We start from the raw sequence: 16,971 nt of genomic DNA, 5'->3' as shown, positions 1-16,971 counted from the left end.
AAGTCGAAGCCTCTCACAACTCATTCAGGATTGCTATATTTGTAATTTATAATTTGATATTTGTAATATGTACAAGAAAAAACTTCAGTTCTTTACAACCACATTACTCACCTTCTCCATGATTCAAGCGATCGCTTTGAGCTTTAGCGATCGGCAACTCAATCTAGCAATTCTGCAAGATCGGCAAGCCTATGCCAAAAGTAGCGGGGCTCGGAGCGGTGGGGGCTCTTTTAAGTCATCCCCATCATCGGGTTCTAGCAGTTCTAGCAGCTCTAGTAGCTCTAGTTCGAGCAGCTCTACCAAATCGCCATCAAAATCTACAAGCACATCTAGCCCTTCTAGCAGCGATCGCGACTCCTTAACTAGCCCCAGCCAACCGCAAAAGAATCCAGCTATTGTCCCAGTACCGATTATTATTAATAATTCGTCGAATTATCCCAATTCGCCGTCAAATTCTTTCCGCAGCGACACGAATAGAGGTTCTTCGGACATGTCGTGGCTAGTTTGGTTGATAATTTTGCTAATCGGTGGAACGATTGTCTATTTCATCATTCGCTCAATTATGATTCCTAGCAAACCAGGGGGGAAAGCTGGAGAACTAGGGAACGAAACCTTTACCGTCACCAAGTTACAGGTTGCCCTGCTTGCTGAAGCGCGTCAGGTGCAATCTCAATTAACCGAATTAAGCCTTGAAGTGGATACGGATACGTCAGAAGGTTTAATGACACTGATGCAAGAGTCGGCGTTAGCTTTGATGCGTACCCCCGAAAACTGGACCCATGTTTCATCTAGTTCGCAATCAGTAAATCGCGATCGCGCTGAGTCCCTATTTAACGAACTATCCCTAGAAGAACGCACTAAGTTTAGTGAAGAAACCTTAGTAAATGTCAAGGGACGCGTTGCTAAACGTTCGATGGCGATCGCTTCTCCCGACAAAGATCCTTCTGCCTATATTGTGGTAACACTCTTAATTGGCACCGAGCATGACAAGCCCCTATTTGGCGAAATCCACAATACCGAGCAACTACAGGCAGCCTTAAAGGCGATCGCCGCAATTCCCTCTAGCCATTTGTTAGTGTTTGAACTGCTGTGGAGTCCGCAGGCAGACACCGATAGCCTCACCTATGACGAGCTACTGATGGAGTATACCCACATGACTCAGATCTAAAGCGAGGGTTGGAGCAAAGCTCTAACCCTCTTAGGAATGGCGATTAGTCCTTGTGCCGCGAGGCTTTGATTTGATCGATAAAAAACTCCTCAAGGGTTTGACGTGCTAACTCGATCGCGATCGCCTTTGCCCCAATACTAGCAATATAGGTCAAGAACTCAGGTAGATCCTTGGCTAGTTGACCATGCCAAGTATCGTTTTGAAAAATGAGATGTTGGAGCCAAGGCTGTAATTCTACTTCAGTACCACCATGCCCGCTCACTTGATAGGACTGTTCCGTACCTAGTAACTCATTGAGAGTCCCCATCGCGACCAATTCCCCTTTATTGAGAATGCCAATGCGATCGCAGATTAGCTCGACATCCGACAAAATATGACTGTTAAAAAATACCGTTTTGCCTTGATTTTTGAGCATTAAAATAATTTCGCGGACTTGATAGCGACCCACAGGATCTAGTCCCGACATCGGCTCATCAAGAAATACCACTTCGGGATCGTTGATCAAGGCTTGAGCAACGCCAATTCTCTGCACCATTCCCTTAGAATATTGGCGCAGTTGCTTTTTACGCGCTACAGATTGGGACAGTCCGACCAGATCCAATAAATCCGCAATACGCTGGCGGCGCAGTGATGGGGCAACGCCAAATAAACTACCGATAAAATCCAGTAATTCCCATCCCGTCAAGTAGTCGTAATAATAAGCATTTTCAGGTAAGTACCCGATGGACTGTTTCGCCGTGCGATCGCCGAGAGGGTAGCCTAAGATCTCACCCGTACCTGCGGTTGGCTGGACAATACCAAGCAAGATTTTTAATAGAGTCGTTTTACCAGCTCCATTAGGTCCTAACACACCAAAGGTTTCACCCTTGCGAATGGTTAAAGAAAAATCCTGTAAAGAACTAATTTTTTGATTTAACCAAAAGCCAGTACGATAGGTTTTGCTCAAGCCGCTCGCCACAATAGCGTTGCTGGCAATAATCTGCTGCTGGGGTTCGTTAGTCAAGACTTCTACCATAGTTGCGATCGAAGTTGCAAAATTCATTCTTTAAAACAATATTTTAAAGCACTCGCTACCATACTCAAGCAAATAAGTAGCTAGGCATAATTAATTACAAACCAAAACCCGTGAAGTTGCGCCCCTACTGGGCGCAACTTTACGGGTTTTGGAATTTATTTTGCCCAAGCACTTAAGTAGCTAGACTCGATTAAATGTAGCTACAGCTACTTACAGCGCTTTGCGCTCAAACCCAAACCAAGAAAAATTTTGAAAGCCTTGCTTCGCAAGGCTTTCAAAATTTTTCTTGTGGTTCGTTTGATCGATAATTGCTGTAAGTCAAGGCAAAGCAATAGGGAGTTGCGGCGCAACTCTCTATCGCTTTGCCTTGACTTTTCGACTAGATATTTTTTGCCAGATAAACTATACCCAGATAAACTATACAATGTAGCGAAATGAGGCTAGATAGCGCCCAGCTATGAGTAATATTTTTTTGCTGCCACCAAACCTAGACAAGAAAGCGCGTTTTGCCGCTTCTTGGGAATATTTACTAAAAAATGTTCACGGTTTAGGTCAAGATTTCGTTAGTTTCCTGACTCAGCGATCGAGAAAGCCCCGTTCAACATTTATTAAAGCGGTTAGCTATCCTTTTTTCTCGGCGGACATCCAGCCCGATATTCTTTTAGAATGCCAAAATTTTGATATCATCTGTGACCATCGTATCGAAAGCGAGTTGAGTGAGTACTCACTCGCGAGCTTTTTGGCAATCGCCAAGCTTCAATCCAAACCAACCTATGTAGCGGTGATTAGCAATAGTTACTGCTTGTTTGAGCCCGAAATTTTAGATAGTGAGGAAGCCAAGCTTTACTATCTGCAACCTCATGATGATATTAATTCCTCAATGCCCTATTTCTGCTGGCAGGATATCTATGCTTTAGTAGCCCAAAAGCAACATCATCTCGCCCATGAGTTTGGGGAATACATGCATTTCATGGACATGCAACCTTGGCAACATCGTATGTGGGGCGATCTATTCCTCAATCCCGATGTGGCAAAATCCTTTAGCGAACAATGGGGGCAGACTATAGATTATTTTGAAGGCATAGCGATCGCCAAACAGAGCGGTTATAGTGCCTTAGAGATTATTTATCCTCTACCTTGGCTACAACTGCTGTATGTATATGCAGCGAGATCGGTACCCCATCAGGATCTACAATCTGTAAGCCCCTATCTAGTCGCGACAGTTTGGCTCAAGGGGGATGCTCGGAAGCAAATCCGCGCTTTTCAGGGCATCAATCAGAGCTTTGCCATACCTGAAAATAACGATCTTATTGTCGAAGTCCGCGCCAGTGTTGCCGATGGTCTATGGATGATGAAAGCTGATAGCCGTCCGAAGTTAGCTGCCACCTACTACACCTCGCTCGATCGCCTTGTATCTAAAGATATTCCCCAAGTTCAAGCCAATCTATTAGCTTTTACCAAGGGAGTATTTGCCCATGTAAAAAGTATCGTAAGTAGTTCAGTTTAGAGGTTGCGGCGCTTCGCGCCACAACCTCTAATTCTTCACTGGAACCAATATTTAGACGTTGCGGCGCGAAGCGCCACAACGCCTAATTCTTCACTGGAACCAATAATTAACGTTGCGGCGCTTCGCGCCACAACGCCTAATTCTTCACTGGAACCAATAATTAGACGTTGCGGCGCTTCGCGCCACAACGCCTAATTCTTCACTGGGAAGGGAGTATTTTGGGTGACTTCGACATAGATATTTTCAAGGCGAACTGGCTGACGCATGATTGAGTCAATTTTGATCCCTTCAAAACATTCCAAAATTTCTTTTAGTTCCATCGCCCTAGGTAGCCAAAAAGCGAGATCTCGCCCATAGTGGCGATAATCAAAGCCGAGTTCGATCGCTCTAGCGATCGCCAAATTCTCGGTTGGTGTACAGATAATGGCAATTTCCTGTGCGGGAATATATTTACGCAGTTCCTCAAGACTCCCTTCAGCCAATAAATTTCCCTTCTTGATAATACCAATCCGCTGACAGAGGCGTTCAGCTTCTTCTAACATATGAGTAGTCAGTAAAATGGCAGTATCCTGACTACTCAGCTTGCGAATTAATTCCCAAACTTCATAACGGGCTTCGATATCCAGTCCTGTAGTTGGCTCATCTAGTACGACTAATTGCGGCTGATGGACGAGCGCAAGAGCCATACTTAATCGACGCTGCATCCCTCCACTGAGGGTTTCCGCAATACTTTGGGCGCGATCGCTTAATCCCACTAATTCCAAACAATAATGAGCTTGTTTCTGACAGGCTTGGTTATTCAATCCGTAAAGCTGCCCAAAAAAACGCAGATTTTCTTCACAGGTTAAGCTCTTATAAAAAATATTATCCTGTGGGGCGACTCCGATGAGCGATCGAGTTGATACCGATGTTTTTTGACCATTCATCGTTACCAATCCGCGATCGGCGGCGATCAACCCACATAAAATACTAATCATAGTAGTTTTGCCAGCTCCATTAGGGCCCAGCAAACCATAAACTTCCCCCGACTGAATAGCAAAGCTTAAGTCATGCAAAACTTGCTTCTTTCCATAAGATTTACAGATTTTGCGAACTTCTAGCACGGAATATCGATCTCTTTAAAGTAATGCCTAAAAGTATAGCAATCGGCATTGATAAGTATAAGTAAACTTACAAACTAAAAGTCATTGTCTGTAAACTATTGCCAAAGTTGATCAAGGAATTGGCAGTGCTTTGTATAGCTGCCGCCAGTTTTGTTAGGACAAAATCAAAACCCCAAAGAGAGTTGCCGCGCTCCGCGCGGCAACTCTCTTTGGGGTTTTATACCAATTCCCAAAATGGCAACGCCATTTTGGGAATCTCAAAACCTTACTGGGTTTGGTTTTCAATCCCCAAAAGTGTTGTCACACTTTTGGGGATTGGTATGAGAGAGGTTGCGACTTCGCTCAGATTTCGCTCAGATAAAGTATCCCGCTGTCTGAGCGTAAAGGGCTTGCTACGCAAACCCTTTACGCTCAGACCGTTTCAAATTATCCCGAACTCATGTTGAAATTAGTAATGCAACAGGTTGTACTCACCCTGCGGCAGTAGCAAAGTAGACTCAATTTGATTTTTGATTAAGGGACTGACGTATTCGGCATTATTTAAACATTCGATCAATAGCTTGTTCGCATCGTGATAGGTTCGCAATACCTTCAACTGAGTGTCACTAAATTGCCACTCCTGAGAACTTTTACGATGCTGAACGATTAAATTACGCAGCTTTTTCGACCAATCTAAACCCTTAGCCTGCCACCACTTTGCAAAAACATCTCGGTTTTTGTAAGGATCGGGAAACTTCTGGCGCAAAAATTGTAGGGCTCTAGATAGATCGGGTTCCAGAACGCAGGCTAGCTCTAAAATGGGGTGATTGGCAAAGTATAAGGCTAAGTCAAGATTGAGAGCGAGATTAATGGTGTAATCGATATCAACCTGCGTCTCTGTAATGCTATTGTCAGCCCCCATTGCTTTTGCCAAAGCCCGTTCTAAGGATCGAGAATGGGCAATGTCTAGGGCTCGAGCGCGATCGAGGGAACGTGCATTTTCTAGATCGACATCCAAATACAACGCCCGAATCGTTACCGCCTTATATGAAGTTTGGATTTGAATCGACTGTTGATTAACCCATGTTAGAAATGACTGTAAGTGTGGGTCTTTACTCACGATCTCGTCAATTTTTCGCTTCATCATCTGTAGGATGTGATCGGCTTGTTGGGAGATGCTAATGGTCATCACGATCACACCATGCCAGCGTCTGAGGTATATACGTTCTAGCAGATAGTTTTGTGCGGCACTGGGGGCACTATTGGCAAGTCGATAGGCAGCGAGGTAATCATGCAAGGTGGTGTAGTTTAAAGAATGCAAACCTTTCGCACATTCAATCAATAAACTATGTTGCCACTTAAAGGTCTGCAAGAGCCGATCGCGATCAATGGGAACAGCTAGGCTGCGACTGGTACTAATACAGGCTTGAAAATCATCCTCAAGTTCGTTATTTTGCCATACGTAACCATGGCGATCTAGGGAGACAATGGCTATATAGGAAAGTAAATCTTGTTTTTGTGAAGTTGATAACTCGCGATCGCTATGGAGGGGAAAGCATTTAGTCTGATTCCATTTCGTTAGTAGCAGATCGAGAATTTCTTGGTAGAAGTTGGGCTTAAGATATTCGCAACTGTTGAATACATTACAGAGATAGGTTAGCAGTAGGGGATTGCGGGCAATTTCTGCTAAGGGCTTATTGGTTGCTAAAAGCTGTTGGAATTTTTCATTTTTTTTCGGCTTTTCCGCACAAGTAACCTGAAACCATTTACTGGCAAAGGTGCTAATTTGTGAATCTTGAAAAGGGGCGATCGCAAAGGCAGAAAATGATTCGAGGATATGCCCGTAGATTGGGTTACGAGAAGAAAAGACCATCCGATTTTTGGGATAGCGATCGCTAAAGTTGGTAATTTGCTGTACGATTTCCCCACGATTGGCTTCTGGCAAGTCATCGATCCCATCCCAAAACAGCAATAGACGACCTTTAATAAGTAACTGTTCTAATAATTGGTTATCAGAGGATTCATCTAGCAATCCATAGATCGTGATTTGTTTCTTTAACCATATAAAAGGATTACTATCGTTAGGTGACACGAGCGATCGCAATGGCAAAAATACAGGTAGATATTTCGGTAATATTTTGCCCGCAACGCAAGCCATTGCCAAATATTTGAGTAGGGTAGTCTTACCAGAGCCCAGTCCGCCAACGAGTAAAACTAGCTTAAATTCTTCTAAAGTTCTACTAGCGGGAATTATCGGCGGATGTAGTTTATCTAAATAAAAGCGATCGTATTGTTCGGGAGGGATATTTGCAAAGGTCTCATTGAGATCCAGATATTGACTGCTGGGCAAATTAGTAAAAACGCTCAGCTCGGTATATAAATCATGCAGACAGACTGGCATACTCACATCAATTATTCTGAGGCGATCGCATTGACGGATTAGAGCGGCTGAGATTCTTTGCCTTAGGCTATGTACGCATAGGTCAATATTTTCCAGCAAATTTAGAGCGATATTGTCACTGGAGTTTTGATCGTTGGAGTTTTGGTTAACGTTTTGCGAAATACGCTCCTTACTAGCGCCATCAGATAATAACTCGCTCGCATTCGTGACATTGCGATTACTTCTACTCGCATTTGTAAATCTCGTGGGAGCTTCCATATTTGCATCATCATCGCTAGGCTCGGACAAATTCTGGTCTGACAATTCCCCTTCTTCCTGCAAAGTTGTTAACGAAATACCTAATTTTTCACAAACTAGATTGTAGGTATGGCGATCAACGATTTCTCCATTCAAAAAATTATCGACTAGTTGAACGGCAATACTAAGTTCGCTTGCCAGATCTAATGGCGTAAACCCCTGACGGGAAATTTCATCCCTTGCTTTACTAAGGATATCTGCTGGAGCTCTTAGCATTAAGGATGCCACCATAGTTCTTATGCCTCTATCACCGATTTCATTAAAATACAATAAACCTTAATATTTCCATTTAAGGTGTCATTTATTAATACAGTCAATTTAACACTGTTAGTAAAAATATTGGTTTTCTGACAATGCAAAGCATTGTATATTGCGATCGCAAACTTACCTATACCAAAACATAAGATGGCATAGCCATTTTGTGTTTTTAAAAACCTTAGTGAGTTTGGTTTTCAATTCACAAAATTGTTGTCACGCTTTTGTGAATTGGCATTAATTAGTTCTATTATCTAATACAAGAAGTCTATTCCCGTGAGTTTATTAACATTAGCCATTGATGTAGGTGGTAGTAGTATAAAGGCGATCGTCTTAAAAGATGATGGTACGGCAATCTCCGATCGGTCACTTATTCATACACCACACCCCGCAACGCCTGATGTGATTGTAGCGACATTAATCGATCTGATTTGGACACAGGGAGAATTTGATCGCCTTTCTATCGGATTTCCCAGTGTTGTCGAAAATGGAATCACAAGAGGAGCCATTAACTTACATCCCGATTGGGATGGGTTTCCTTTAGCCGAAGTATTGAGTCAGAAATTGGGCAAGCCCTTTAGGATCGCCAACGATGCCGATGTACAGGGCTGTGGCGCGATCGCGGGTCATGGGGTGGAGTTAGTAATTACGCTAGGCACTGGCTTTGGTTCGTCCCTATTTTTGAATGGCAAATTATTACCCAATCTAGAAATCGGTCAGCATATTTGGCGCGATCGCCACACCTACGAAGATCTCTTAGGACAAGCGGCTCTCGATCAAGTTGGTGTAGAAATGTGGAATAACCGATTATCAGAGGCGATCACTACGCTCTATAAATTATTTAATTTTGACAAAATATATCTCGGTGGTGGCAATTCTCGCTTAGTTAACCTTAGTTTACCCCCTCATTTACTAACTAAAGTAGCGATCGTCTCCAACGATTTAGGACTAATTGGCGGACTATATTTGTGGAAATCATAATAAATTGATTTGTAGGTAAATTTTATGTTTGTGGAGTTATGCTTTTAGGCGATCGCTCTAAATCAAATTAAATCAGATCAAATTTGATCGGGATCGATACCAATTGATCTTAAGTAATTCGCTAGTTTTTCCTTTTGTTGACGCTCTTGCGTAACGATCGCCTCTGCCAGTTGTTTAGCAAGACGTTCTTGTTGTGCGATTAAACTTTGTTGATCGGCAATTGCCTCTGCTTGTTGCCTAGCCATAGATTCTTGTTCCGCGCGTTCTTCAGCCGTGGGATACCTGACACAATCGCGATCGTACCAATAGAGCCATTCCCGATCCCAATCAGCACTAATACTACGCTCGCAGCCAAGACCCAAACCAATTTCTGGCATCCATACTACTTTGCCAGCTTCCGACAACAGCGTCACCGATGGCATTAATTCGTACTTGCCATCGATTAATTTATAAACTTCTAAAGATTCGTATTTTTTGTAAATTCCTCTGCGACCGCTTGAGGTGTTGTAAATCGCATAGTAAAGCATTCCTAAATCTTGATATAGCTGTAGTTTGCGATCGTATTCACCGTTATATTTCTTGGAGATGACTTCTAATACTAAAATTGGTAATACCTTTTCTTGCCATAGCACATAGCTCAAACGTCCGTTTTCATCTATCCGACGCGGTACACCTAAAGCCAAAAATCCATCGGGAACAATTACCTTTGATTTTTCTGGCTCCTCAATATTTGGCTCATAATAAATCCCCATATCCACACCCCAAAACCAATCTTGGCGATCGCCCCAAATTGACCGCAATAAATTAAGGAGCATATTGGGAATATCATTTTGGAGTTCATTATCCACAGGGGTTTCGTCGGAGTCAGGTAGATCTTCCGCAGTGGGGAGTTGGCGGTATTCGGAAGAAACTGTAATCATAGCTTTCAGTACGTTAGGTTAGCTTGATTCTTTCATTCAGTATAACAATCAGAGTAGGACAATTAAATTGCATCAGGATCGACACCTATCGACCTTAAGTAATTCGCTAATTTTTCTTTTTGTTGACGTTCTCGATCGGCGATCGCCCGTTCTCGATCGGCGATCGCCTCAGCATCCAATCGAGCCTGTTTTTCCGCGATCGCCCGTTCATCACCCGTCAGTAACAAATTCCCCGAATCATCCCACCAGCGCAACCAAGATACACCATTCTCTAATTTCAGCCCAAGTTCCACACCCATCGGGGCGATCGCAAAGTGTCCGCGATCATTGGTCTGCATCTGGATATAACGCCCATCAACCAAGTGATAAGCCTCAAGATCATCTTTCCATGCATCAAAAATCACATAAAAAGGAATCCGAATGGCTTGTTCGTAAACCCAGAATTTACCAGCTTTTTCAGTTTCAGTTGGCGGCGTTATGTCTCTTTCTTCAGTCCCATTGCCAGAAACAAATTCAATCACAATTAAGGGGGCAACAAATTCTTTCCACAATACATAGGAACGGCGATATTCACCATCGAGAAGCGGCGATACATTAGGAACGTAAAACCAGTCGGGCGCTTCGGCTCCTTTTTCGGGTGGTTCCATTAGCCGCCAGTAAATGCCGCTATCTTGCCCAATGCAGTAGCGTCCATCGGGATGTAATTTTTCTAAAATAGGGCTGATTGAACTAGTCAAAACAATACTTTGTGGATGTTCCTGAAAATTTTTCACAAAGGTTCCGTCTGAATCTGGCAGTTGCTTATGATCGGGGAGGCTAATTGGTGTGGAGGGAATATTAGAAGGTGGGGAACCAGTAGGTTTGATTGGCGCTTGCGTGGTTTGCATAGTAACTCTAGGAGATACGTTGGCTCGATCTTATCATCAATTTTTAGCTTGCTGCATCGGGAGAGCCATCGCTACCATTCGGCAAACTAAACCCAGTCGATGAATCAAAGGTTTTACCTCGTTTGCATGAGTGATTCCATACATAGAGTTCACCGTTGAGCTCGGAATTAAAACTACCAGTCTCACCACCCGTTGGGGACATAACGATTAATTCTCCTTTAGCAGTGCGCTCTAGTTTCATTTCAGGATTTGCCGCACAGAGCTTGATGAACTCTTCGCGAGTCAGTGAGATCGCTGGACTAAGATCGATGGCTTGAAAGTTCATGATTTTTCCATGAAATCCTAAAGAGAGAGCCTAAAGGGAGAGCGAAACGGCTCCTTTAACTTTATTCTCCAACAAGTCGAGAAACAGAGAGGGTGTCACACATTTTCTTAATTTGATTGCAAACGCGATCAAATTGGTGGCGATCGCTAATATCAATACTTAAATCAATAATGGCCGCTTTGCCTTTCTTGGTCTGGACATTTGCCCTACGGACGTTAATTTTATTGTCCGATAGGCGGGTCAAGATGTCCCGTAATACGCCAACGCGATCGATCGTTTCCACCCGAATATCAATAGGATAGGTTTGATCGCGATCGGTTTCTTTCTGGGAATTCCAACCCACATGGAGAAGGCGATCGCTAGGAATACTGACCAGATTATTACAATCGTTACGGTGGATCGTGATGCCGCGATTGCTTCCTAGCGCGACAACTCCCGTAATCGGTTCTCCTGGTAATGGAGCGCAACAACCTGCGATCGAATAGACCATCCCTTCTATGCCCAAAATAGGCGATTTAGAATTGTGATTATGGGCTGGTTCGTGACGCGATTCAAACTTTTGAGGGTTGAAGTAGCGCTCGTTATGTTGATTTTCTCGCAGTTTATTAACTACCGCATTAACCGAGGTTTCACCATAACCAATACCTGCAATCAGATCCTCGACATTATGATAGTTACATCGCTCAGCTAACTTCTGCATTTGATCGGATTTGAGCAATGCTTCCAATCCATTTTTACCCAGTTCGCGCTCTAAAGCATTGCGCCCTAAAGCAAGATTTTCTTCACGACGCGATCGCTTAAACCACTGGCGAATCCTGCTTTTTGCCGAATTTGTAGCAACAAAATTAATCCAGTCCGTACTGGGATGGGCATTATTTTGCGTGAGGATAGTAACAATATCGCCATGCTTGAGCGGACGTTGCAAAGGAACCATCACATTATTGACCAATGCCCCCGAACAATGATTACCTACTTCCGTATGCACTCGATAGGCAAAGTCTACGGGTGTCGCTCCGCGAGGCAAACAGTACACATCTCCTTTCGGACTAAACACATATACTTCACTATCAAATAAATCTTCCTTGACACTATCAAGATATTCTTGGGGATCTTTCAGTTCCCTTTGCCATTCTACTAATTGACGCAGCCAAGTAAACTTTTGGTCGTCCCCCTTGAGTGGTTTGCTGACCGAATTACTCTCTTTATATTTCCAATGCGCGGCAATTCCATAGTCAGCGATGTGATGCATTTCCCATGTCCGAATCTGCACCTCCACAGGTTGCCCCTTAGGTCCAATCACTGCCGTATGTAGCGATTGGTAACGATTGGGTTTGGGCAACCCAATATAGTCTTTAAAGCGTCCGGGAATCGGACAAAAATGGTCGTGAACGACGGCAAGGACGCGGTAACATTCCTCTTTGGTATTGACAATCACTCTCACGGCTTGGATGTCATAAATCTCGTTGTACTGCTTCTTTTGGCGTTCCATTTTACGGAAGATGCCATACAAATGTTTCGGTCTGCCGCTAATCTCAAAATCATCAATCCCCATAGATGCAAGGCGATCGCCTAACACCTTAGTCACCTCCGTTAGTTGCTCCTGACGGCTTTCATGGGTCTCAGCGACCAAGGATTCCATCATTTGATACTGCTCTGGCTCGATATATTTAAACGCAATATCTTCGAGTTCCCACTTAATCTGCCCTAAACCCAAGCGGTTTGCTAAAGGTGCAAAAATCTCGCGGGTTTCCCTAGAAATCAAGACTTGCTTTTCGGAGCGGAGATGTTGCAGCGTTCGCATATTGTGCAAGCGATCGGCCAGCTTGACGATAATTACCCGAATGTCCTGAGCCATAGCCAGAAACATACGGCGAAAATTTTCGGCTTGACTTTCTGTTTTACTCTCAAAACTAAGCTTCGATAACTTAGTTACTCCTTCCACCAATTGACGGATTTCTTTCCCAAATTTCTCTTCAATTTGATCGCAGGATACATCAGTATCTTCAACCACATCATGCAAAAATCCTGCGGCAATCATGGCATTACTACCACCAAGATCCTTCAAAATTGCTGCCACCGAGATGGGATGCAATATATAGGGCTCTCCCGAAGCTCGGCATTGACCATCATGGAGCCGATAGGCAAAATCTAAGGCACGACAAACAACATCTTCATTCTCTAAATTCTCCCCCCTTTGCGATTTCTCCCATCCATTTCTTAGCCAGTCTGGGATCGATGCATCTACTACCGCAATACATTCCCGCACCTTTTCGCTATCTATTTCAACATCTACCGGCCGACCTAGACGTTCTACTGGAGCTTCAGCTAATAATGTCATCGGAGTCATACTTTTAATTTCGCCTTGGCAAAGATAGTTGTTAAGATTTTCATAACCTTATTTTAAACTTTATGTCAAATACGCCGTTTTGTCTCTAGGAAAACAAACTTTTGTACTTTTTTATGCATTGGCTACCCATAAGCCAACGCATCCGTAAAGTTAAATTATCGATCTAGCTATGACAGCTAGTTTTAGCCTAAAGTTTTAGCCTAAGTATTTGTCACCATTATAGCGATCGCCACCAGATAAAAGGCATTATCTCGAACTAAATCCGAATCTCTACTCGATTTTTGTGTTCAATATTTAAAAGCATGAAAGTTACCTTACAAATTACAGCAACTCTCATGTTTTTTGGCTGTTTTACAGATAAATAAACTTGAAGAGCATAGCGCCCGTTGCGCGGGCGCTATGCTCTTCAAGTTTACTCATGTCTAGCTACTTACTAAACAATCATGGGTTTGCTCAAACGATCAATTTTTTTGCACAAAGTCAAGCGGTGGGTATCGCAATCCCAATGCACATGCTCAAAAATTTTGCGTAATATATAGAAGCCCCTACCACATTCCAAGTCATGACAAGGAGTCGGATCGTCTTTGCCTCCACCCGAAGATTGAAGATCGTCACCTTGATCGGTGATAATCCACCAGTACATTTGTGAAACTATTGAGAATTTAACAGTAATTTGTTTGCATGGATCGAAGGAATTACCATGCTTAACGGCGTTAACTAGCGCTTCTTGCAATCCCAAGCGTAACTCTGGTTGCCATTCTGAAGGGACTTCGTCTAGCAACAAATCCAGTACTGGGGCAAGATAGAGGGTTGAAGTAAAACTGAGATTACTCCACTTTCGTCCTACTGGACGTACAGGTGTCACAATCACGAACTTTTAACTCCTCTGAAAAACTGCTATAGCCTGCCTTGATATTTTTTGAATAGCCACGCTATTCACTAAACATGCAATGGAATTAATTAAATTCACGATCGCCATACAATAGATCTAGATCTTATTCTAGCGAAAAAATCTTTCCTAAAATCGTTTCTAAGCAATATGACCTTTACTCAACGACAAATTTCGCCCTTTAATCCTACCGAAAATACCCGCACCATGGGAAAAGGGATGCGGGCAGCAGTTTTATTTTTGTTAAGTGTATTGGTACTGATCGGGATTTTAGGCGGACGACTTTTTTATTTACAACTGATAGAAGGCGATCGCAATCAACAATTAGCTGAGAATAATCGGATCAGACTAATTGCCAAGCCTCCCGAAAGAGGACGACTTTTTGATCGCAAGGGTAATATTCTTGCCTCAAGTCGCTTAGCTCATGTGGTGTATCTCTGGCCCATCGCCCAGCCCAAGGATAAATGGCAACCCACAATTAAGCGCTTAGCTGAGTTGATTGGCATTTCGGCGCAAACAATTACTGACAAATTGGAGCAAGAAGGCTACAACTCTCCCAATTTAGTCCGCGTCTCCACGGCAATTAGTCCCAAGCTCGTAACAGTGCTCTCCGAGCACAGTCTCGAACTGCCAGGGGTCAAGGTTGAACCAGAGGCTGTGCGCTATTACCCCAATGGCGATGTTGCAGCTCACGTACTAGGTTATACAGGAGAGCTAACCGCCGAGGAATTACCAAAACTACGGGAAAAGGGTTATCGTCCTGGAGATGTGATTGGCAAATCAGGGGTGGAATATGCCTTTGAAAATCAGTTGCGGGGAGAATGGGGCGGACAGCAGGTAGAAGTGGATGCTTTTGGTAAGGTATTACGCATTTTGGGACAGAAACCACCCAAATCAGGTAATGCGGTTAAAATGACGATTGACTTAGATTTAGAAAAAGCCGTAGAAAAGATTTTAGGCGAGCAACAGGGTGGGATTGTGGCGATGAATCCTAATAATGGCGAGGTATTGGCGATGGTTAGTCATCCCGCCTTCGATCCCAATCTTTTTTCTGGCAAAATTTCCGAAGCAACATGGAAACGTCTGCAAGAAAAAGATCATCCTTTTGTCAATCGCGTACTCCAAGTATACCCTCCAGCCAGTACTTTCAAAGTTGTGACGATGACGGCAGGTTTAGAAACTAATAAGTTTGGCATTAATGATGTTCTGCCCACATACCCCTATCTGGATGTTGGAGGGTTTCAGTTTTGGGATCACAACCATGCGGGATTCGGGACGATTGGCTTTTCTGAGGCCATGGCTTATAGCAGTAATACTTTCTTTGGGCAAGTAGGTATGCGTGTAGGGGAAAAGGATCTAGCAACATGGGCGCGAAAGTATGGCTATGGCGAATATTCGGGATTAGAAATCAAGGAGGAGGAAACTAAAGGGACGGTTCCCGACGAAGAATGGAAGAAACGAGTAATCGGTGAGCCTTGGTATGTTGGGAATACCTTAAATATGTCAATCGGTCAGGGTGACGTACAGGCAAACCTCGTCCAAGTTTCCATGATGACAGCGGCGATCGCTAATGGTGGATTCAAAATCAGACCGCATTTTCTTCTAGAAGATAGTGATGCTAAGGAATGGCGGCAATCTCTAAATATATCGCCAACTAATTTAGCGGCGGTGCAAAAGGCATTGCGATCGGTTTTTGATTTTGGAACGGCGGCAGCACTCAATTCCTCAGAGATTATCATGGCTGGGAAATCGGGTACAGCACAGGATCCGCCTCGCCTCAACCATGCTTGGTTTACGGTCTATGCCCCCTATGAGAACCCTGAAATTGTGGTGACTGTATTTGCGGAGAATGCAGGTGGTGGTGGTGGTAGTGCGGTTGCAGCACCTTTAGCAGTGCAGACGATTGAAGCCTATATGAAAATTAAAGCCATGCCCAATTCCCCAAATAATCCCCCAGTTCCGACGATAAGTTCTAATTAAAGAAATTTATATCTAAAAAGCGTAAAATCTAGCGATTCCCGCTCTAGATTTTACGCTTTCTTCTTATTCGTGCTTAGCTATATATAGCTTAATTGGCAATACTCAAATCCAAGAATTTGACGATGGATTTGGAAATAGACAGCAAAGTTTGACATCAATTTTCAAATAAGTTCAATGCCCTAATTAATGCCCAAAAATTGCAAGATCGAAAGCAGGCTTAGTCCCATCAGGACTCTTAACAAAGAAAATTGCTAGCCCAGTTTTTGTATCTTTATTGACGAAAAAGCCAACTTTGCCTCCATCAATATCGGCTTCTGAACCATGACCGCCCCAACCAGCCTTCTTCATTTCGCCATCATAGTATGCTAAGGTATCCTCCCATTTCTCGGTTGGTGGTAGCGAGTAAGCCTCATAGGCATAATCATTAAAACCTATGAATTTAGCAACATCGGCAACATCCTTATCAAATTCAGGGGAGTGTGGTATGGCAACTGCCTTCGGCTTAGGCGCAGGCTTTGGAACTGACGCTGAAGATGCACTTGATGTAGCCTTCGCACTAACTGGAGCTGAAGTTGTTGATGGCGAAGCAGATGCTGCTGGGGTAGAAGTACTTGATGCTACAGTTGATGGCGAAGCAGATACCGCTGGGGTAGAAGTACTTGATGCTACAGGAGTTGGAGCATTATTACTACATGCAGAGAATAAAAGAACAACAGAGGATAAAACTGTTAACTGGAAAGAAGCCTTAAGCATTAATTTATCCCTTGAAATTAGATCATTGTTTTAATAAATTCTATTTTTAAAAAGCCAATTTAGATAGTGGCAGTTATACATGCTCATTATTTGTCAATGAACTCATCATGGGTATGTATAGCTACCGCCAACTGTATCAGGACATAAAACCCAAGATCGTGTTG

The 16,971-nt window shown here is 43.4% G+C and carries 14 protein-coding genes; 5 read left to right on the top strand and 9 right to left on the bottom strand.

The features are described from left to right. Positions 1–67: 67 nt before the first annotated feature. Complete coding sequence (locus AC805_RS06305) at positions 68–1,168, top strand: DUF1517 domain-containing protein (RefSeq protein ID WP_055074627.1); 1,101 nt, start codon at positions 68–70, stop codon at positions 1,166–1,168. A gap of 43 nt (positions 1,169–1,211) precedes the next feature. Here the strand turns inward: AC805_RS06305 and AC805_RS06300 are convergent, their stop codons facing one another. Further along, positions 1,212–2,210, bottom strand: coding sequence for an ABC transporter ATP-binding protein (locus AC805_RS06300; protein ID WP_331459045.1), 999 nt, complete (start codon positions 2,208–2,210; stop codon positions 1,212–1,214). A gap of 430 nt (positions 2,211–2,640) precedes the next feature. On the opposite strand from AC805_RS06300, the gene AC805_RS06290 reads away from it, so the two are divergent. Continuing rightward, on the top strand, positions 2,641–3,690 hold the full coding sequence (locus tag AC805_RS06290) for a hypothetical protein (protein ID WP_055074625.1): 1,050 nt from the start codon (positions 2,641–2,643) through the stop codon (positions 3,688–3,690). A 191-nt stretch (positions 3,691–3,881) separates the two neighbouring features. Here the strand turns inward: AC805_RS06290 and AC805_RS06285 are convergent, their stop codons facing one another. Both AC805_RS06285 and AC805_RS06275 read right to left on the bottom strand, forming a co-directional pair. Then, positions 3,882–4,793 carry an ABC transporter ATP-binding protein gene (locus AC805_RS06285; RefSeq protein ID WP_055074624.1) on the bottom strand — a complete coding sequence of 304 codons (912 nt, stop codon included), beginning with the start codon at positions 4,791–4,793 and terminating at the stop codon, positions 3,882–3,884. Between the two features lie 448 nt (positions 4,794–5,241). Then, complete coding sequence (locus AC805_RS06275; RefSeq protein WP_197278650.1) at positions 5,242–7,686, bottom strand: NACHT domain-containing NTPase; 2,445 nt, start codon at positions 7,684–7,686, stop codon at positions 5,242–5,244. A 315-nt stretch (positions 7,687–8,001) separates the two neighbouring features. On the opposite strand from AC805_RS06275, the gene AC805_RS06270 reads away from it, so the two are divergent. Next, positions 8,002–8,706, top strand: a complete 705-nt coding sequence (locus AC805_RS06270; protein WP_055074621.1) for an ROK family protein — start codon at positions 8,002–8,004, stop codon at positions 8,704–8,706. 77 nt (positions 8,707–8,783) lie between these two features. On the opposite strand, the gene AC805_RS06265 is transcribed toward AC805_RS06270, so the two are convergent. The 5 genes from AC805_RS06265 to AC805_RS06245 form a co-directional block, all read right to left on the bottom strand. After that, entirely contained in the window at positions 8,784–9,626 is an 843-nt protein-coding gene (locus AC805_RS06265) for a Uma2 family endonuclease (RefSeq protein ID WP_055074620.1), read from the bottom strand. 62 nt (positions 9,627–9,688) lie between these two features. Further along, the gene (locus AC805_RS06260; protein WP_055074619.1) at positions 9,689–10,513 is read right to left on the bottom strand and encodes a Uma2 family endonuclease; all 825 of its coding nucleotides are present in this window, start codon (positions 10,511–10,513) and stop codon (positions 9,689–9,691) included. Between the two features lie 43 nt (positions 10,514–10,556). Beyond that, positions 10,557–10,838, bottom strand: a complete 282-nt coding sequence (locus tag AC805_RS06255) for a Uma2 family endonuclease (RefSeq protein WP_231662466.1) — start codon at positions 10,836–10,838, stop codon at positions 10,557–10,559. A gap of 61 nt (positions 10,839–10,899) precedes the next feature. Further along, positions 10,900–13,185, bottom strand: a complete 2,286-nt coding sequence (locus tag AC805_RS06250; RefSeq protein ID WP_082429414.1) for a bifunctional (p)ppGpp synthetase/guanosine-3',5'-bis(diphosphate) 3'-pyrophosphohydrolase — start codon at positions 13,183–13,185, stop codon at positions 10,900–10,902. A gap of 433 nt (positions 13,186–13,618) precedes the next feature. Further along, entirely contained in the window at positions 13,619–14,056 is a 438-nt protein-coding gene (locus AC805_RS06245) for an ATP-binding protein (protein ID WP_055074618.1), read from the bottom strand. A 168-nt stretch (positions 14,057–14,224) separates the two neighbouring features. Between AC805_RS06245 and mrdA the strand changes: the two genes are divergently transcribed. Next, on the top strand, positions 14,225–16,054 hold the full coding sequence (gene mrdA, locus AC805_RS06240; RefSeq protein ID WP_055074617.1) for a penicillin-binding protein 2: 1,830 nt from the start codon (positions 14,225–14,227) through the stop codon (positions 16,052–16,054). A gap of 183 nt (positions 16,055–16,237) precedes the next feature. Here mrdA and AC805_RS25460 read toward each other — a convergent pair whose 3' ends face one another. Continuing rightward, positions 16,238–16,402, bottom strand: coding sequence for a hypothetical protein (locus tag AC805_RS25460; protein ID WP_156341327.1), 165 nt, complete (start codon positions 16,400–16,402; stop codon positions 16,238–16,240). A gap of 85 nt (positions 16,403–16,487) precedes the next feature. Here AC805_RS25460 and AC805_RS06235 point away from each other — a divergent pair, with 85 nt between their 5' ends. Then, the gene (locus tag AC805_RS06235; protein WP_156341326.1) at positions 16,488–16,841 is read left to right on the top strand and encodes a hypothetical protein; all 354 of its coding nucleotides are present in this window, start codon (positions 16,488–16,490) and stop codon (positions 16,839–16,841) included. Positions 16,842–16,971 lie beyond the last annotated feature (130 nt).

This window comes from Pseudanabaena sp. 'Roaring Creek', assembly GCF_001402795.1.
Classification (GTDB): Bacteria; Cyanobacteriota; Cyanobacteriia; order Pseudanabaenales; family Pseudanabaenaceae; genus Pseudanabaena.
Note: the sequence above shows the minus strand (reverse complement) of the source record. Positions and strands in the feature narration are given on the sequence as shown.